This is a genomic window from Sphingomonas panacis, assembly GCF_001717955.1.
Taxonomy (GTDB): Bacteria; Pseudomonadota; Alphaproteobacteria; order Sphingomonadales; family Sphingomonadaceae; genus Sphingomonas; species Sphingomonas panacis.
This window is the reverse complement of the sequence record NZ_CP014168.1, coordinates 2,360,336-2,377,527: the sequence shown is the minus strand read 5'-3', so window position 1 is coordinate 2,377,527 and position 17,192 is coordinate 2,360,336. Positions and strand designations below refer to the sequence as shown.

The following is a 17,192-nucleotide window of genomic DNA, read 5'->3' as shown; positions in this document are numbered from 1 at the left end:
AGTCGGTGGGGTGGCTGCTCCTCGCAAGATGGTAAAACGTGGTCCGTATCGAGCGGCCACAACCATGAGGAGGAGCAACCATGCGCCATTATGCCGGACTGGATGTATCGTTGGAAGAGACTGCGATCTGCGTTGTCGACGAGACTGGCAAGGTGATCCGCGAGCTTCGTGCGGCCAGTGAGCCCGATGCGCTGGTCGAGACGCTGGCCGCTACCGGCTTTACGTTTGAGCGCGTCGGACTGGAGGCATGCTCGCTGTCGTCCTGGCTGCATCAGGGGCTAACGCGCGCCGGCTTGCCAGCGCTGTGCATCGAAACGCGGGCAGCCAAGGCGGCAATGGGCGCGATGCCGAACAAGACCGACCGCAACGATGCTCGTGGTCTGGCTCAGATCATCCGAACGGGCTGGTATCGAGCGGTCCATGTGAAGAGCACGCCGTGCCGATCGGCACGCGCGCTGCTCGGCGCTCGCCGTACGATGCTGAACAAGCAGCGCGACATCGAGAATGCCGTCCGCGCGGTGCTTCGCGAGGTCGGGCTCAAGCTTGGGACGCCATCGCGCAAGCTCTTCGCCGGTCAGGTCCGCGAACTCGCGTCAGTCGATGCTGCCATCTCCGACATCGTCGAGCCGCTGCTTGCGGTGCTTGATACGATGGCGCGCCAGATCGAGCAGTTGACGAAACGCGTGCTGGATGCGGTCCGGGTCGAGCCGATATGCCGGCGGCTGATGACGGTGCCAGGCGTGGGGCCACTTACCGCGCTCGCCTTCCGGGCGACGGTCGATCAGCCCGGGCGCTTCCGACGATCCCGCGACGTCGGCGCCCACCTCGGTCTCACGCCCCGACGCTACCAGTCTGGCGAGACCGATATCCAGGGACGCATCAGCCGATGCGGCGACGAGCTCGCCCGCACCGCGCTCTATGAGGCGGCGCACACGCTTTTGACGCGCTGTCAGAAATGGTCGACGCTGAAGGCGTGGGGCATGCGCGTGGCAGAGCGCCGAGGCATGGCCAAAGCCCGCGTCGCCGTAGCACGCAAGCTTGCCGTCATTCTGCATCGCATGTGGAGCGACCAGGCCGAGTTCCGCTGGAGCACGGCGCCGGCGCTCGCAGCAGTATGAGGAGACACGAACCAGTTCCCGCCTGAAAAGGGCGGGTAGCGATCGTTCCCATGGGGACGATGGGCGAGATGACCTCGTTGAGAGTCCGGATCCTCAGGTTCGCCTGAAGGTCGCGAAACAGCTTGAGGCATCTCGCTCTCCTGACCCCATCATGCGGCAGCCACGCGCTGACCGCGGAGAGAAGCGAGTGATCCATGGGAACGGTCACGAATACGAGGAAGCAGCTTGACCCGAGGAGCCCCAATCAGAGAAGCCCTGGTCAATCATGATGTGGGAGATTTGGCCCCCAGTCTCCCGCCCCTTTCCTCATCCTTCGATGCCGGGATCGTGCGCGGCTAGGGCCGCGCTGGAATCGCTCGCGCGCTTCTGCCCTTCGCGCCACGATCCCTTTCTTGCGGTGCTAGGCGGACCGCTTCCATGCCTCATAAAGCGCTTTCGGGCGGTACAGGGCGACACCTCCACCCTCGCGCTTGATCCCGATGAGTGCTTCGTCCGCGTGAGCGATCAGGTCATCAAGATCAGGACCGTGTTCCGGGTAAAGCGCATAGCCGACGCTGGTTCCTATCGAAAGCTCGTGACCCCGGATCGAGTAGGGTTCGGCGATCACCTTACGCATCCGTTGTGCCTGTAGCTCGGCTTCGCTGCAATTTTTGCCCGTCTGCAAGACGACGAATTCGTCACCTCCAATACGCGCCGCGACATCGCCCGCGCGAAGGGCATTGCGCAGCCGATCGGAAACGGCGCGAAGCAGCGCATCTCCCACCGGATGCCCATAGGTGTCGTTCACCGGCTTGAACCGGTCGAGATCGAGGTAATGCACGGCGACGATTTTGTTGCGTCCTGCACGAGCGGACATGCCTTCGAACGCCTCTCGAAGCGAGAGGCGGTTCTCCAGACCAGTCAGTGCATCAGCGCGCGCCAGCATTGCGAACGTCCGCCGCGCCGTGATCTCCTTGGTGGAAATACGGTAGCTGCGCAGCGTGTTGTGGGCACCCGCTACAAGGAACATGAGCAAAAGCGCTCCGGCGCCGATGTAGGTCGAATTGGTCTTCGTCAGAGTGACAGCGATAGCCGGAACGACCGCCAGTGCCATGCTTGGTATCGCGATCCACGGGCGAAGGAAGACGGTTGCAGCGACTCCTGCGGCATAGCCGAATAGCAGTCCCATCATCAGCATATGCGACTCAGCACTTCCGATCTGGAAAGCGCGGGCGCCGAACGCGCCAAAAACTGCGGCGAACGTGAGATAGGGAATGGCGAACAGCCGTTCGAGGCGGCGCGCCCGAAGCGGATCAAGGTCTTCGACGGATACACGCGCGCGATAGCGAAGCAGTACACCAAGCCGCGCCAGCACCGCGAGGATGCCGAGGGAGATCAGCACTCTTAGGAGCAGCTCCGGGGTTTCGAGTGCGATATGGATGCCGACGCTGACGAAGGCGACTGCCATGACGGAAGTTGGCAACACCGTCGTATAAAGTGAGCTGACGGCCACCACGTAGGTGCCATCCGGCAACGGGCTGGAGCGGTTAAGCATAACGTACCTTCATCTTGCTCAACCATTACACCGCGTCAGTCGTTAAGGAATTTTCTTTGGACGCGCCGAGTTGATAAGCAGACAATACATGAATTATATCATTATAGATGTATCGTTTTAGCGAAGAGAAAATTAAATAGTTTTTGTCGATTCTATGGGAATAATTAAGATCACTTAGGATTCACCCGAGTTTTTGGGGTGCAACAAGATTGCCGAGCGCATCCGCGTCGCAATAGCAATCTTTGTTGTGGTTCGGCGCAGACGGCCGAACGTAAGCTCGGGCCGGTATCTGAATGACGCGATCCGCGTTGCGGATCGCGATGGCCTTCGTGAGCAGGCCGTCAACCGTGCCGCTTGGGCGCGGGCCTGGCCTCCGCTTCGCTGTGACCAATCCCTCGCGGTGTGCGGACGGCCTTTGGGCCGAACAATCTGCGCGCCGCCTTGGCGCGGTCGTGAAGGGGGCGCTGCCCCCATAGGCGCTAACTTTGTGACTGGACGGTGTGAATCGGTCTGTGATTCATGGGGATGATGGATCACGAGACCCAAATGGGTTGTTCAACTTACCAACTGAGCAAGGGGCAAGCGAATGTCGATCGCCAGCCCTTCGGGCCGCCACGCACGCTCGATCATGCCGCGAAGACCGCGGATTGACGCCTGTTCGAGATGACTGCCAAAACCCTCGCGTTCTGGCGCACCGCCCAATTTAGCCGGTGCCGTTTCCAGCCAGTGCAACGTCAGGCTTTTGCCCTCCGTGGTGACGTGAATGGCGAGCTTGCCGCCATCGGGCGAGAGGGCACCATATTTGGCGGCGTTGGTCGCCAATTCGTGGAACAACAGGGCAAGCGAGGTCAGCGCACCCGAACCGACCGGGACGTCGCAACCGTGGATCTCGACACGGGACGCGACGATCTCGTCATAAGGTGCGAGGATCGCTTCGAGGAGCGCCCTCAATGTGGTTACATTCGCTGCCGGATCGGCCCCGAACTCGGGCAGTGTCAAATGATGGGCACGCGCGAGCGAGGAAATACGCTCCGACAGATCGGCCTTTAGCTGCTCGACGCTCCCCGCCCCCCGCGCGCTCAGCGTGACGAGTCCCGTCGTCAACGCGAACAGGTTTTTGATCCGATGGTTCATCTCCCGGAGCAGCAGCATCTGCCGTTCGGCCGCCCTGCGGGTCTCGGTGATGTCGCGAGCGATTTTAGACGCGCCGATAATGCACCCCTTACGATCCCGGACAGGCGAAACGGTCAACGAGATATCGACCAGCGTGCCATCCTTGCGGCGACGCACGGTCTGAAAATGCTCAACCCGCTCGCCCTGCCGAATCTTGCCGATGATCGTGGTCTCTTCAGCGCGGCGCTCTTCCGGAATGATGATGGTGATTGGCTGTCCGATCGCTTCGACGGCGGAGAACCCGAACAGCCGTGCCGCACCAGGATTCCAGGAGGTGATGATGCCCTCGAGCGTTTTGCTGAGGATCGCGTCATCGCTGTTCTCGACGATCGCGGCGAGCCATGCCGCGGCATCCTGGGTCTCGCCGGCTGACGCCCCACCCAGCAGCAGGTGGAATGTCTCGCTGGCGGCAGCTTCGTCCGTTCCCATCGGCGCGGAGCTACCATGAATGCTCAGAGCGGTCCATTCGAGCGCTAAGTTAGCGCCTATTGGGCGCTGCCCCCTTTGTACAAGGGCTTGACCGTCTCCGCGCGTGCCGCGCTCCGCTTGGCGATCGAGGCGGTATCCCCGTTCTTCCGCGCCTTCGGCTCGTGCAGGCCGGGTGATACCTTTCCCCTCGATCGGCCCGGATTGCACCTTCACCCCCGCTCTCGGCGAGAGCCAGAAGCCGATGGCGGGCCTCATCGCCTTCGGCTTAAAATATGTTAGGAGAACACGATGGTTACGCTTCGGGGTATCCCTGCTGATCTACGGTGCGCGAGGCTCAGGGCAGCCCGCAGATATGGTATCTACAGTGTTCCCCGCCGTGCGACCCTGCGTGGTGACTGGGATGCGGGAACCGTTGTACGGCAGTTCCTGAACGAACCATGCCCTTGGACCTTGCGTGACGAACAATAGAAGGAATGGGGATGGATATTAAGGAGCGTGAAGCAAAGATGGATGGAAAGACCGACACGATTACCTTGGCGGTCGAACTTACCGCCGCGTGGCTTGGCAATCCCAACATTCGCGCGGACGCCAACGCGATTCCGACCTTCCTCAAGGCCATGCACGCCGAACTCACGAAGCTCAATTCGACAGAAGCGGACGATGGCGCCGGAAGCGCGGGCGACACGGAATATCCGCCGGCCACCACCGTTCGAAAATCGTTGTCGTCTGGAGACCACATCCTGTCGATGATCGACGGGATGCCCTATCGCTCCCTTCGTCGCCACCTCAACGCTCACGGGCTGACGGCTGCCGAGTATCGCGCACGCTACAACCTCAAATCGGACTATCCGATGGTGGCACCCAATTACAGCGAGCAGCGCCGGGCCATCGCCGTGCGGCTCGGCCTCGGCAGGAAACCGGCAGCGCCGGCACCGGAGCCGGACACCCAGCCCGCAGTAACACCACGCCGCAAGCTCGGGGTGACGACGCCAGCGTAAGCCCTGGCACCGGCCCTTTGACCCCAAACGCTCCCTCGGTGACGGCGCGGCCTGGCCGCGATAGTCTCGTCTCCCGTTTCCATTCAACAAGAGGAAAACACATGGCCAACGCAGACCTCGCGGCAAAGATCGCCGGCGAACAAGGCATCACCAATGGCGAAGCCCGTAAGATACTCGATACCGTGTTCCGCACGATCGCCGACGCCGCGGCGCGGGGTGAGGAAGTCTCGCTGCACGGGTTTGGTAAGTTCAAGGTGAAGGACACCCCCGAGCGCGCAGGCCGTAATCCCGCGACCGGGGAGGCCATCACCATCAAGGCTTCCCGCAAGCTCACCTTCGCACCGGCCAAGGCCGTTAAGGACAAGCTGACCGCATGATCTCGAAGCAGGGAAGGAGAGGTTTACGCCTCTCTTCCCTGTCGGCGTGCGGTCGCGAGAATCGAGCGATCAGTGCAATGGACGGCGCGCCCGATCACGACGCTGTACCGCCATCGTCTTCCCAGCACCCGCTCTCTTGCGCAGGTGCCGACAGGGCCTCGGAACCAGGCATCCGCCGATGCGGGAAGGTGGTTGCCGACAGCAGCTTTCCATAAGCGATAGCCAGCCCTTCGTGGGCGATCCGAGCCGGCGCGGATCTTGCGACCAGCGCATTGTGCAGCGAGACCTGCTCTCGCCCGAGGAGGTAATTGATGTCCATGCGCGTGTCCCGTGGAGCGGGAGCACAATGTCTCTCAGCCGCACGCTGCTCTGGCCGGGCGCATGCGATCCCTTGATATGGTTATGCCGATGGCGCGCCGCCAGCTTATCGGGCCGCGTCGGTCGATAGGCGAGGCAGTTGGATCAGTATGTCGCCCTTTTCAATGGCAACTGCCCCTGGGCTATCAGAAATCGATGACCGGGCGTGCGCGCTGTCGCGGCAGACCTTAACGCGCCGCTCGTGGTTTCGCGGCGAAGAAATCCGGTGCGGTCGCCTCGGTCGGCGCAGTCATATTGATGACGTCAAGCATTTGCGGCTCCCGGACGAGCGCGGCGAAATCCACGATCAGCCGGAAGTCACCGGGCCGACGCTTGGCATTATCTGTTGGCGCTCGCAATCGTAGCGGCCTCTGCTCGCAAACGGAGCAGAATCCCGCTCGGATTAGCTGACAATGGGCGCGGTTGTCTACTCACGCTATCTGCCAACGTGCTCGCAATCGAAATTCCGTGCTGACATTATCGACCAGCAGGCAGCGGGAATCAGCGCGGCACGCGTATCGACCCATCCGCGATCCCCTCGGCGACGTTTGAGAGCATGACGCCGTAGCGATACAAGCCGGGAAAACGCGTAGCGTTCTCCTCGATCTCGCCCCTGTAGGGACTGTCGAGCAGCGCCTTGAAGCCGGGCATGAGGTCAAACATTCCGCCCAGCAGATCGATGTCGGAGGCAGTGCCGGAGTAAAATTCCCCAGTTTGGCGGGTGGTGATCAGCCGGTACCGTGATCGGAGCTCCTATTTTTCGGCGGCCGGCTACGCCGTTTGTGAACTGCCGGCGGTGCGAGCGGAGCGTGGGAACGCGTATGTTCGGGCATGAGATCGGCATGAGCGCGCAGGCGATAGCTGGCGCCTTCGATCTGGATGACGACTGCGTGGTGAAGCAGCCTGTCCAGCAGTGCGGTCGCAACGACGGGATCACCGAACGTTTCATGATGCCGTTCTCCTTGAAGGGGTCGTCCGTCGCACCTGCGCCTTGAGCGGGCCGATCTCCTCATCGACCAAGTCGATCTGCCACGGCTGACCTTTTGCCAACTGGCGGCCGTGAAGTCGGCCTTTGTTGAGCCATTTGAACACGGTTTGCGCAGTGACGCCAAGCATATCCGCCGCACCCTGGATCGAGTAGCTGCCATCTGGCCATCGTGGCGGATTGCATTCGACGCCATTGATCTTGGCTGTCGGGATATCCCACCGTTTTCGCAAAAGATGAATCGTGCCGTTATCGAATGCACCACCACGACTGTTTCGCAATCCCTCGTTATTGAGGACGGCAGCGATTTGGGCATCCATGCAGCCCTGGGCGTTGAGTTCACGGACACGCTTCTCGATCTGTTCGGACTGCGCGGCGTCGGCATAGGATTGCGTGCGCCGCATCAGCCAATGCTCGGTCGCGGCGCCGGTTTGCCAGAGGATGCGGATCCAGACCATGCCTTTGGCGCGGCGCTGGTCGACGATCACCTCGTCGATTACCAGGCGCAGCATTGCCTTACGGTCGGCGTTGCCGAGTGTCTCCCACAGCCGAGGCAGGTCGATACCGAACGCCGCAATGCGGGCGCGTTCCTCGGTGCTGAGCGTGCTTGCCTGTTCGGTCTTCCATCGTTGATAGTCCTGCTCGATCCGCTCGGCATCGCGCAGCTTGTCCTCCCAGATGCTTTCGAGTGAGCGCGCCACCAGGCGGTTTTCGGGCTCGACCGCGTCATACTGCCGACGAGCCCGCTCTGTCTCATATGTCGCCCGCTCACGCTTCAGCGCCCATTGCCGATCGAGCGCGTGCGCATCGGTATTGATCTCGTCCAGCGCCGCCAGCGTCACGGCGAGTTGGTCCGGCGCCAGCGCGGCGAGGAACAGGCGCTCGACTTCGGCCTCTACCCTTGGGGCGCGAACCTCCTGGCAATATTCGCCAGCTCCCAGGTCGCGGTCCCCGCGACAGCGATAGACCGGGAAGTCGCTTTCGGGACCGGAGTAGTTGAGCGCCATGCGCCGAGCGCAACTGCCGCATATCACGATGCCCTGGAGGAGGGCTCGACCCCGACGGGGGGCGCCGCGATGACCGACCCGGAAGTTGCCGACATTGTCCGCCAGGCGATCGTTGATGGTCATATACTCCTCCCAGCCGATATAACCCGGGTGCGCGTCCTTGATGCAGACCTCCCATTGCTCGCGCGGAACCGCTTTGGTGGGATGCGCCGTTCCCAGGCTGCGTCGTTCCGGCGCCGCGCATCTGCGGCCATAGACATATGCTCCGGCATAAGCCGGGTTCTTGAGGATGGTACGCACGCGTGCGTCATTGGCGTCGCGCCAGACCACCGCGTGCGGAGCCGGTCCGCGAAGCGGACGAACAGGGAGTGCCAGATCCGCTTTGCGCAGGTAACGCACGACGGCTTTTGCGCTTCCCAACCCGCAGAAGCTGTCGAACACCAGCCGGATCCGTTCCTGTACCTCAGCGTCAGGATTGAGCATGATACCTCCGCCGGCTGCCTGCGCCAGCCCGGCCGGCAAGGGCATGCGCAGCTCGCCGCGTGCCGCCTTTTGGCGTTCGCCCTGATGCAACCGCATGCGGATTTGATGAAGCTCGGCCTCGCTCATGATCCCAGACAAGCCCAGCAGCAGCCGGTCGTGGTAGACGGCGGGATCGTAAAGCCGTTCGCTGTCGGCGATCAGGACACTGAACATCGAGCACAACTGGAGCAACTGATGCCAATCGCTATTGTTGCGCGCCAGGCGTGAAGCATCATAGCTGAGTACGAGCCCAGCATGACCCAACCCAACTTCGGCTATCAGCCGCTGGAACCCATGACGATGCTGCGCCTCGGCACCGGATTTGCCGAGATCGTCATCAATGACTTCGACGCGTTCACGCGGCCAGCCCAGACCCAGTGCACGGTCGACCAACCGATACTGCAGCGCCGTGCTCTCCTGGTGATACCGGATCTGGCCGACGCTCGATTGGCGGACATAGACATATGCCAGCTTCGCGCGATGGACCGCGTTGATCGGGTCACCTGACGAAAGGGATCTCAGCATTGTCGTCACCGGCGCGGCGGTCGTGCAGTGTCTGGCGCAGCGCACGGGCAATCTGCGTAGCCAGTCGTCGTCGGATCTGCTCCGGCAGATGGGTCCAAAGCTGCGGCGGGATCGATAATGCCGTCCGCGACGTCATCTTCGCCATTACGCTTTTCCTCCTCAAGGCGCCGCGACAACGCCTCGGCATGATTGACGACTCGCAGAAGGATGCGGCCTGAGATCAGCGGAGGCGATTTCGAGTCAGTCAGAGGCTGCGCCAGATCGGTCAGAGCACGACGAATGTTGCGGCGACTGCCGTTCGGCACCCGCACCGTCACCCAGGTCGGCCCTCGATCGGAGTCGAACTGGAGGAGCTCAAGCCGTTGTCCAAACAGTGCGTGGCGGCGCGACGTGACGGTCACATAAGAGATAGGCCGATCGATATCAGGGGTATTGCCCGATGTTGGGCTCGCCGAAGACCTCGCCCCATTCGGCAAAGCCGCGATTGGAGGTCAGGATCATCGCCCCCTTTTCGTAGCGGTGGTTGACGAGTTGGAAGAAGAGGTTGGCGCCGCCGGGGGTGATCGGCAGATAGCCGATCTCATCGATGATCAGCAGGCTATTACGGCTGAAGAACCGCAGCCTTTCTGGAAGGCGTCCGTCACGTTCGGCGCGGCTCAGCATGTCGATCACTTCCGCCAGGGTCGCGCCATAGACGCGCTTTCCGGCACGGACCGCCTCGACGCCAAGCGCTGTGGCGAGATGGCTCTTGCCGGTGCCCGGGGGGCCGAGCAGATGAACGACCTCTGCCCGTTCGACGAAGTCGAGTTGCGCGAGCGCCAGGATCCGTCCCCGGTCGAGCGACGGCTGGAACGAGAAGTCGAAGCCTTCGATCGTCTTGATCGGGACGAGCCTGGCGGTCTTCATGCCCATTGTGACACGTCGGCCTTCCCGGTTACTGTATTCTTGGGACAGCAGCCCGTCGACGGCTTCAAGCGCGGGTATTTCGCCGCGCTCAAGACATCGCATCATGTGATCGAGCGCCTCGAGCGCCATGGGCATGCGAAGCCCAACGAGGCTTGAACGGATCCGATCAAGCACTTCGGTCATCGGTTTGCTCCCTGGCTCGCCATGCGTCGGCCAACGGCCTCATAAAAGTCGGGGTCTGAGTAGCAACGGGTGCTACCGCGCCTGGCGGTACGCTATGGCTTCGAGAGAACCGAGAGCTTGAGCCAGTGCGAGTACGACGACAGGTCGGATTTTAGTGGCTCATATGCGACATAACCGACCGCAATCCAGAAGATGCCCGTGATGAAAATTGACAGCGAGCCAAGCGTTCGCACGGATATTGTCATGGGACACGGTGATGCTCCGACCTCGCTGCACGTCAGCGCTAGAAATGCCTCAATTGAACGACAATCCGGCTCGGCTCATCGCCTTTTTCGAGTAGCGATGAGCTTTAATTTCGGCAAGCCCGCGTCATCACCGGCACCGGTCGGTCGGTTGGTGCCAGAGCACATTACGCAGATGGACGCAGACGGGGACTAAGCCGGCGTCGCCCGGTTCCTCGATATCATCGACCGGCTCGACCGGCTCGACCGGCTTCGAACGCACGGCGCTCGACAACAGGGAATAGAGAGCCGGGCCGATGGGCGGCATAGGCCCCGCTCTCACCGCCTGCCCCGGGGAGACTCAGGCGGTTGGGAAGCACCGTAGCCCAGAGTTGCAGCAGTGGAATAGGCAAACGTGGGGTCAACGCAATGGCTTCAGCAAATCTTAACCGTTGCTCGGTAGGAGGTGATTAGCGCGCTTCTAGCCACGCCCCCCGCCTCCAGCGGAACCTTTGCCTTGAACTCCGCGCTGTAACGCTTTCTCGTCGTCTTCATTCTCATCCTTTCCTCACGTCGAGAGTAGCTTAGCCTCCTGTCCAAAAAACCGGCACCACCTCAGGTCGAGGCAAGCGTACAGGAATATTCAACCTTTAGGCTCTCAATATGATCGAGGGGCTAGCGGCGGGCAGGTCAAGGGGTGCGTGATGTTCACCGTGTTCGAATGCGTGGCAGGTCAGCACGATGTGCGGCTGGTCCTGCTCGCGGCCCTCGTGTGGCTCCTGGGCAGCTTCACACTATTCCTGCTGCTGGAACGTTCGACAGACTGTATTGAGTCGCGCAGGCAGTTTTGGCTGGCAATCGCAGCGGTCGCGGCGGGCGTCGGCGTTTGGGCGACTCACTTCATCGCGATGCTGGCTTACGATGGCCTGCTGCCGCTCCGTTTCGAGCCCGGGCGCACCGCCGCCTCGGCTGTGCTCGCCGTGTTGTTCTTCTGGGCGGCGTTGAGGGTTGCTGGGCGCCAGTTCGGCATGGGCTCCAGCTTGGCGGCAGGTTTGCTCGCCGCCGGCGGCGTCATAGCGATGCATTTCGCGGGCATGGCCGCCATCGTGGCGCCTGCCGTCAGGCTCTACAATTGGTCTATGATAGCCCCAGCGATTATCCTGGTAAGCGCGGCGTTCGTGGCTGCGTTTGCCAGTTTCGGACGATTGAAGGGCCGGGTCCGCATCGCTGTCCCGGCGTCCCTGGCCATGTTCGGCGTTTTGGCGCTTCACTACACGGCGATGTCGGCTACGACGCTAATCCCCAGTCCCGTTCAAAGCTTAGGGGCGATCAGAAACGCAAACGACTGGCTCGTGCCGGTGATCGTTGCGGCGGCGCTAGGCTTGATCGCGTCGGCCCTGGCCGGTGCATTCCTCGACCGCATGCTTACTGACTTGCGTGGCATCGCCGACGCCACGCTGGAAGGCCTCGCCATCATCAGTGGAGGACGCATCGTCGAGGTCAATTCGCGGCTGGCGAAGCTGCTCGAACGCTCCCAGGCGGAGTTGATCGGCACCGATCCCGCCCGGTGGCTGATACCGAGTGACGGACAGCCGCTCGACGCGACAAGAGATCGTCTCGCGGAGGCGGTGATACGGCACGAAAACGGCGACGAGCGGGTGATCGAGATTGCGCCGCATGCGGTCGAGTACCGCGGTCGTTCTTGTAAGGTGCTGGCAGTTCGGGACTTGACCGACCGAAAGCTGGCCGAACGTCAGATCGAGCATCTTGCAGCGCATGATGCTCTGACTGGCTTACCCAATCGCACGCAATTCTCGACAGCGCTCGATAACCTTGCGAGCAACAACAAAGCTTTCGCGCTGTTTGCGCTCGATCTGGACCGGTTCAAGGTCGTGAACGATACTTTCGGTCACGCAGCCGGTGATCAAATGCTTTGCAGGGTGGCGGGACTGCTGGCGAGAACGACCGGTGACACCGACCTTGTTGCACGAGTTGGTGGGGACGAATTTCTCATCATTCAGCACGGAGTCACTGAGGTGTCCGCCGCCAGACAGCTCGCGCAGCGCATTCTTGATACGTTCGCACATGAAATGGACATTGCACAGGACCCGACAGCGGTCGGGGTCAGTATTGGTGTGGCCTTGTTTCCACGCGACGCGCGATCCGCCGCGGAACTGCGCCACCATGCCGATGTCGCGCTGTATCAAGCGAAAGAAGCAGGCCGCGGCAATGCCTGCTTCTTTGATCAGGAAATGGACCGTCATGTCCGGAAGCGACGCGAGCTCGCACATGAGCTCCGCCACGTGATTGCCCGAGACGAATTGCGCCTCGTGTTTCAGCCCATCGTCGCCACCGCGACATCCCATATTATCGGATATGAGGCGTTGCTACGCTGGCAGCATCCAATTCATGGGCACGTTCCGCCCCAAACGTTCATCCCGATCGCCGAAGAGGTTGGGGCGATCGTGCCCATCGGTGAGTGGGTTCTACGCAGAGCATGCGAAATCGCTTCGCGGTGGGCCGAGCATCTTAGCATCGCCGTGAACGTCTCGGCTCTGCAATTTGAGCTGCCCAGCCTAGTCGACGTTGTGGAAGCGGCCCTGCGCGATAGTGGGCTTTCACCTCACCGCTTGGAGCTCGAGGTGACGGAGAGCGTCATGCTGCGCAATCGCGTGATCGCGCTAGCGACGCTGCGCCGTCTTAAACGTCGTGGCGTAGCAATCGTCATGGATGATTTCGGAACAGGCTACTCTTCGCTGAGCAATCTTCAGGCTTTCCCCTTTGACAAGATTAAGATCGATCGCAGTTTCGTCGCCGCAATGGAGCACGACGAAGCTGCGCGTTCGATCATCCGGGCGATTGTCAGTCTCGGCAAGAGTTTGGCGCTGCCGATCGTAGCGGAGGGCGTTGAAACAGACACGCAGCATCGGCTGGTGCTCGAGGCGGGGTGTGCCCAGGCGCAGGGCTATCTCTTCGGCATTCCCACCGAGACTGTGACGATCGCGCCTCAACTGCACGTGGTCGGTGGCTGAACCGATCAATACAGCACCGACGTAGCCCAACCTTCGTAGACCCATCTGTGGACGCCCTGAACCGCCCCGGGTTTGCCGGAGGCTCCAACTCCTCACCTGAGGGTTTTCGGATCAAGGGGCTGCCACGTGGCCCCGCCCTTTCTCGTTCGGCATCCAAAGTCTAAGACTGATCGCATAGTACCCGTCCGGTCGCGCGTTGCCGCATCATGACCTGTCGAGCACCAGCGCTTGCGCCTCCGCCTACACCGAACCGAGCGCGCCAAGGCGGTTCTGGACAGGGCCAGAACCCGATGCGCTATTGCTGAACCACCTCCGGCTGTTCATCCGCAAGCGAAGTCGGACCGGGAGGTACGGTGCGAGCCCCGACGAGATCATGACACTTTTCGCCTTCCAGTTCAGGTGCGCAGTGGCTCGGGCAAGGATCTCGCGATCCAGGGGAAGGCCTGCTCATAGGCGTGCCCGACCTGGAGCACGGCCAGATCGGCATGGTTCGGTCCGACAATCTGCAGTCCGATCGGCAGGTTCTTCGCGCCACCGAAGCCCGCCGGCACTGCCAGCGCCGGCAGGCCCGCCATGGTAACTGGCAGGGTAACCTCCATCCAACGATGGTAGCTGTCCATCGCTCGGCCCGCGATCTCGCGCGGCCAGCGTTCCTCAACCGCGAATGGGAAGACCTGCGCGCTCGGCAGCACCACGAAATCATAGCGCTCAAACAGCGTGCGGAACGCCTGATAGATACGGCTCCTGCCCTCTGAAGCCTCGGCGACCTGGCGACCGGTCAACGCGCGATAGCCCTCGATCTCGTAGATCGCTTCGGGCTTGAGCAAGGCGCGCTTGGCGGGATCGTCGTAATAGCCGATCAGATCGGCGCCGACCGACCAGAAACGCAGCGTGACGGCGGTGCGCCACATCTCCTCGGCAGAGAGCGGCAGCTTCGCCTCCTCGACCACCATGCCAATGTCGCGGAAGGCGGAGAGCGCGTGCGTGCAGGTCTCCATCACGCCCGGCTCTGTCGGGAGAGCCCCTTGAAGATCCCCGAGCCAGCCGATCCGACCGCCCTTCCACGCGCGTTCGAGCGATCCTGCGAAGCGCGCGGGATCATCGGGCAGCGAAAACGGCGCCCGTGGATCGGGGCCTGCCTGCACTGACAGCAGCAAAGCGACATCGCGGACATGCCGCCCGAGCGGGCCGGAGGTGGCGAAGGTCTGCCCGAACACGTCGCTCGACGGTGCCGACGGTACGCGTCCGAAGGAGGGACGGAAACCGAAGATGTTGTTCCACCCCGCGGGATTGCGCAACGATCCGCCAAAATCGCTGCCATCGGCCAACGGCACCATCCGCAGCGCCAGGGCCACCGCGCCACCGCCGGTGCTGCCGCCTGCCGCGACCGCGGGATTCCATGCGTTTCGCGTCACCCCGAAGACGGGATTGAAGCTGTGGGAGCCGAGCGCAAACTCGGGCACGTTGCTCTTGCCGACAAAGATCGCACCCGCCCCGCGCATCCGTGACACCACCAGCGAATCCGCCGTCGGGATGTTATCGCGCAGGATCGGCGACCCTTGCGTGGTGCGGATGCCGCGCGTTGGGGCGGTGTCCTTCACGGCGTGAGGAAAGCCGTGAAGCGGCCCCCGGAATCGACCCGCCGCGGCATCCGCATCGCACGCCGCCGCTGCTTTCATCAGGTGATCGGCCGGCACGCGCGAGACGATCGCGTTGAAGCGCGGATTGAGCCGGTCGGTGCGATCGAGGTGCGCGGCCATCAACTCCCGGCTCGACAGGTCGCGGCGGCGAAGTGCTGCAGCGAGATCGGTCGCCCCCATGGCCAGGATCTCCGCGTCCCGGCTCCGCTCTCGTGCCGTGCCCGCGCTTCCGGGTGCCGCGAGCGCCTGCGTCGCCGCGAACGCCGCCGGTGCGGTCATGAAAGTGCGCCGTGACAGCGACGGGCTGGGCTGGTCGGGATCGTCCATATCCTAGCCTACAGAGCCGATTCGGCGCGGCGACACCTCCAAGACGCGACGGCCGGCGGGGACCAATGCCATTTCAGTCAGGCCGCCAGCAGCGGCACGGGCGCGCGATGGGCTTCCAGCAGCCCGAACAGGTCCACCGGAACGCTCGGCGCGGCGATAAGGTCGATCTCGACAACGTGCGATGAATCCCGCGCGAGATCATCGAGATAGCGCAGTGCCGAGAAGTCCTCGAGCGCGAAGCCGACCGAGTCGAACAGCGTGATCTGATCAGCATCGGTGCGGCCCTCCGCCATTCCCGCCAGCACCTGCCAAATCTCGGTAACGGGGAACGTCGCCGGCATCTGCTGCAACTCGCCCTCGATCCGGGTCTGCTCCTCCAGCTCGACGAACACCGCGGCGCGCGAGAGAATGTCGCGCTGCAATTCGGTCTTGCCGGGACAATCGCCGCCAATGGCGTTGATGTGAACCCCCGCGCCGACCATGTTGGACGACAGGATCGTGGCGTTGCGCTTGTCCGCGGTCGCTGTCGTGATGATATCCGCGCCGACCACCGCATCCTGGCTCGTGTCGCACACCTCGATCCTGAAGCCGCGCGCGCTCATGTTGCGAACGAACTTGGCGGTCGAATCCGGGTCGATGTCGTATACCCGCAGCCGCTCGATACCGAGCAGCGCGCGAAAGGCGAGCGCCTGGAAGTCGGACTGGGCGCCGAGGCCGATGATGGCCATCACGCGGCTATCGGGCCTCGCCAGCCGCCGCGCGACCAGCGCGGAAGTCGCAGCGGTACGCAAGGCGGTAAGCAACGTCATTTCGCTCATGAGGCGCGGATAGCCGGTCGCCATGTCCGACAGCACACCGAATGCGGCGACCGTGAGCAAGTTGTGTCGACCGTTTGATGGATGGCCGTTGACGTATTTGAAGCCGAACAGCCGATCGTCGCTGATCGGCATCAGCTCGACGACGCCGATATCGCCATGGCTGGCATGACGCGGCACCTTGTGGAACTGCGACCAGCGCAGAAAATCGGCCTCGATATAGTCGGCCAGTCCGCGCAGAAATGTATCCACGCCAACCTCGTGGACCATCGCCGCGAGGCTTTCCACACCGATGAATCTCGTCATATCCGCATCTCCCTGAAATCCCGTGGTCATCAGTATGACGCGCAGGATGATTAGGAACATTCGCATCATGCTCGTTTTGTCGGATAGGATTTGACATATTGCAAAAACTGATCGAGCATTTCTTATGCTTAATCTGGATCAGCTCGACCGGCGTATCATTGCAACACTCCGCGGCGACGGGCGCGCGCCGATCGCCAAAATCGCCAGCGTGCTGGGGGTGTCGCGGGCGACGGTGCAGATGCGGCTTGACCGCATGCTCGCCAGCGGCGCGATCCTGGGCTTCACCGTGCGGGTGCAGGAACCAACCGGCACCCACGGCCTGCGCGCGGTGATGATGATCGAGGTGGCGGGTCGCTCCACCTCAGCGATCATTCGTCAGTTGCGCAGCTTCCCCGAACTGCGCGCCCTACATACCACCAATGGCACCTGGGATCTGATCGCGGAGATCTCGGCCGAGGATCTCCAGTCGTTCGATCGCATCCTGCGCGAAATCCGCGCGATCGAGGGCATTCTCAATAGCGAGACCAGCCTGTTGCTCAGCAGCGCCTAGGCGCGCCTGCAAAACGGATCATGTGGCTGCCGGGCAACATGCATCCTGCGCGATCGACTGGACCCCCGCCCGGTTATCAAATTGGATGTTTCGGAGACCGGCTTGGTCCCGAAGGTTGTCCTCCAATGACACGAAGCGGCACCAAGCTGCCCGGCCATCGCGACGCACGACAGGGACGGTCGCGCGA

General features: G+C 62.4%; 15 protein-coding genes. 5 read left to right on the top strand and 10 right to left on the bottom strand.

What is annotated here, in order from left to right; all coding sequences use genetic code 11:
- Nucleotides 1-80: 80 nt before the first annotated feature.
- Nucleotides 81-1,118, top strand: coding sequence for an IS110 family RNA-guided transposase (locus J0A91_RS10740; protein WP_069204910.1), 1,038 nt, complete (start codon nt 81-83; stop codon nt 1,116-1,118).
- A gap of 400 nt (nt 1,119-1,518) precedes the next feature.
- On the opposite strand, the gene J0A91_RS10735 is transcribed toward J0A91_RS10740, so the two are convergent.
- Both J0A91_RS10735 and J0A91_RS10730 read right to left on the bottom strand, forming a co-directional pair.
- Nucleotides 1,519-2,652, bottom strand: coding sequence for a GGDEF domain-containing protein (locus tag J0A91_RS10735; RefSeq protein WP_083224629.1), 1,134 nt, complete (start codon nt 2,650-2,652; stop codon nt 1,519-1,521).
- Nucleotides 2,653-3,207: 555 nt separating this feature from the next.
- A complete protein-coding gene (locus J0A91_RS10730; protein ID WP_240502261.1) occupies nt 3,208-4,509 on the bottom strand; it encodes a PAS domain S-box protein in 1,302 nt (433 codons plus the stop codon).
- Between the two features lie 251 nt (nt 4,510-4,760).
- On the opposite strand from J0A91_RS10730, the gene J0A91_RS10725 reads away from it, so the two are divergent.
- Both J0A91_RS10725 and J0A91_RS10720 read left to right on the top strand, forming a co-directional pair.
- Complete coding sequence (locus tag J0A91_RS10725; RefSeq protein WP_069204908.1) at nt 4,761-5,252, top strand: Ros/MucR family transcriptional regulator; 492 nt, start codon at nt 4,761-4,763, stop codon at nt 5,250-5,252.
- A 101-nt stretch (nt 5,253-5,353) separates the two neighbouring features.
- A complete protein-coding gene (locus J0A91_RS10720; RefSeq protein WP_069204907.1) occupies nt 5,354-5,629 on the top strand; it encodes an HU family DNA-binding protein in 276 nt (91 codons plus the stop codon).
- 94 nt (nt 5,630-5,723) lie between these two features.
- Here the strand turns inward: J0A91_RS10720 and J0A91_RS10715 are convergent, their stop codons facing one another.
- From J0A91_RS10715 to istB, 6 genes are all read right to left on the bottom strand, one after another.
- Nucleotides 5,724-5,948 (bottom strand): hypothetical protein, encoded by a 225-nt coding sequence (locus J0A91_RS10715; RefSeq protein ID WP_069204906.1) that lies wholly within the window; start codon nt 5,946-5,948, stop codon nt 5,724-5,726.
- Nucleotides 5,949-6,487: 539 nt separating this feature from the next.
- Nucleotides 6,488-6,637, bottom strand: coding sequence for a hypothetical protein (locus tag J0A91_RS24845; protein ID WP_240502260.1), 150 nt, complete (start codon nt 6,635-6,637; stop codon nt 6,488-6,490).
- A 77-nt stretch (nt 6,638-6,714) separates the two neighbouring features.
- Nucleotides 6,715-6,999 (bottom strand): ATP-binding protein, encoded by a 285-nt coding sequence (locus tag J0A91_RS10705; protein ID WP_276204612.1) that lies wholly within the window; start codon nt 6,997-6,999, stop codon nt 6,715-6,717.
- On the bottom strand, nt 6,932-9,025 hold the full coding sequence (locus J0A91_RS10700) for a recombinase family protein (RefSeq protein WP_069207225.1): 2,094 nt from the start codon (nt 9,023-9,025) through the stop codon (nt 6,932-6,934). The genes J0A91_RS10705 and J0A91_RS10700 overlap by 68 nt, the downstream gene beginning before the upstream one ends.
- Entirely contained in the window at nt 9,000-9,170 is a 171-nt protein-coding gene (locus J0A91_RS10695) for a hypothetical protein (RefSeq protein WP_165388486.1), read from the bottom strand. Before J0A91_RS10695 ends, J0A91_RS10700 begins: the two co-directional genes overlap by 26 nt.
- Before the next feature lie 278 nt (nt 9,171-9,448).
- Entirely contained in the window at nt 9,449-10,114 is a 666-nt protein-coding gene (gene istB, locus J0A91_RS10690; RefSeq protein WP_083224627.1) for an IS21-like element helper ATPase IstB, read from the bottom strand.
- 925 nt (nt 10,115-11,039) lie between these two features.
- Here istB and J0A91_RS10685 point away from each other — a divergent pair.
- Nucleotides 11,040-13,367, top strand: a complete 2,328-nt coding sequence (locus J0A91_RS10685; RefSeq protein ID WP_069204902.1) for a bifunctional diguanylate cyclase/phosphodiesterase — start codon at nt 11,040-11,042, stop codon at nt 13,365-13,367.
- Between the two features lie 395 nt (nt 13,368-13,762).
- On the opposite strand, the gene J0A91_RS10680 is transcribed toward J0A91_RS10685, so the two are convergent.
- Nucleotides 13,763-15,334: an amidase gene (locus J0A91_RS10680; RefSeq protein ID WP_083224626.1), complete on the bottom strand. Its 1,572-nt coding sequence runs from the start codon at nt 15,332-15,334 to the stop codon at nt 13,763-13,765.
- A gap of 77 nt (nt 15,335-15,411) precedes the next feature.
- On the bottom strand, nt 15,412-16,455 hold the full coding sequence (locus J0A91_RS10675) for an ornithine cyclodeaminase (protein ID WP_206365019.1): 1,044 nt from the start codon (nt 16,453-16,455) through the stop codon (nt 15,412-15,414).
- Between the two features lie 124 nt (nt 16,456-16,579).
- Between J0A91_RS10675 and J0A91_RS10670 the strand changes: the two genes are divergently transcribed.
- Nucleotides 16,580-17,005, top strand: a complete 426-nt coding sequence (locus tag J0A91_RS10670) for an Lrp/AsnC family transcriptional regulator (protein WP_069204901.1) — start codon at nt 16,580-16,582, stop codon at nt 17,003-17,005.
- The last annotated feature ends 187 nt before the right edge of the window (nt 17,006-17,192 follow it).

What these genes read in the sequence shown, in the direction of transcription:
- J0A91_RS10675 (WP_206365019.1), bottom strand. Translation starts at nt 16,455, where the DNA reads ATGACGAGATTCATCGGTGTGGAAAGCCTCGCGGCGATGGTCCACGAG.
- istB (WP_083224627.1), bottom strand. Translation starts at nt 10,114, where the DNA reads ATGACCGAAGTGCTTGATCGGATCCGTTCAAGCCTCGTTGGGCTTCGC.
- J0A91_RS10680 (WP_083224626.1), bottom strand. Translation starts at nt 15,334, where the DNA reads ATGGACGATCCCGACCAGCCCAGCCCGTCGCTGTCACGGCGCACTTTC.
- J0A91_RS10670 (WP_069204901.1), top strand. Translation starts at nt 16,580, where the DNA reads ATGCTTAATCTGGATCAGCTCGACCGGCGTATCATTGCAACACTCCGC.
- J0A91_RS10715 (WP_069204906.1), bottom strand. Translation starts at nt 5,948, where the DNA reads ATGGACATCAATTACCTCCTCGGGCGAGAGCAGGTCTCGCTGCACAAT.
- J0A91_RS10740 (WP_069204910.1), top strand. Translation starts at nt 81, where the DNA reads ATGCGCCATTATGCCGGACTGGATGTATCGTTGGAAGAGACTGCGATC.
- J0A91_RS10700 (WP_069207225.1), bottom strand. Translation starts at nt 9,025, where the DNA reads ATGCTGAGATCCCTTTCGTCAGGTGACCCGATCAACGCGGTCCATCGC.
- J0A91_RS10730 (WP_240502261.1), bottom strand. Translation starts at nt 4,509, where the DNA reads ATGAGGCCCGCCATCGGCTTCTGGCTCTCGCCGAGAGCGGGGGTGAAG.
- J0A91_RS10695 (WP_165388486.1), bottom strand. Translation starts at nt 9,170, where the DNA reads ATGGCGAAGATGACGTCGCGGACGGCATTATCGATCCCGCCGCAGCTT.
- J0A91_RS10725 (WP_069204908.1), top strand. Translation starts at nt 4,761, where the DNA reads ATGGATGGAAAGACCGACACGATTACCTTGGCGGTCGAACTTACCGCC.
- J0A91_RS10685 (WP_069204902.1), top strand. Translation starts at nt 11,040, where the DNA reads ATGTTCACCGTGTTCGAATGCGTGGCAGGTCAGCACGATGTGCGGCTG.
- J0A91_RS10705 (WP_276204612.1), bottom strand. Translation starts at nt 6,999, where the DNA reads ATGAGGAGATCGGCCCGCTCAAGGCGCAGGTGCGACGGACGACCCCTT.
- J0A91_RS10720 (WP_069204907.1), top strand. Translation starts at nt 5,354, where the DNA reads ATGGCCAACGCAGACCTCGCGGCAAAGATCGCCGGCGAACAAGGCATC.
- J0A91_RS10735 (WP_083224629.1), bottom strand. Translation starts at nt 2,652, where the DNA reads ATGCTTAACCGCTCCAGCCCGTTGCCGGATGGCACCTACGTGGTGGCC.
- J0A91_RS24845 (WP_240502260.1), bottom strand. Translation starts at nt 6,637, where the DNA reads ATGCCCGGCTTCAAGGCGCTGCTCGACAGTCCCTACAGGGGCGAGATC.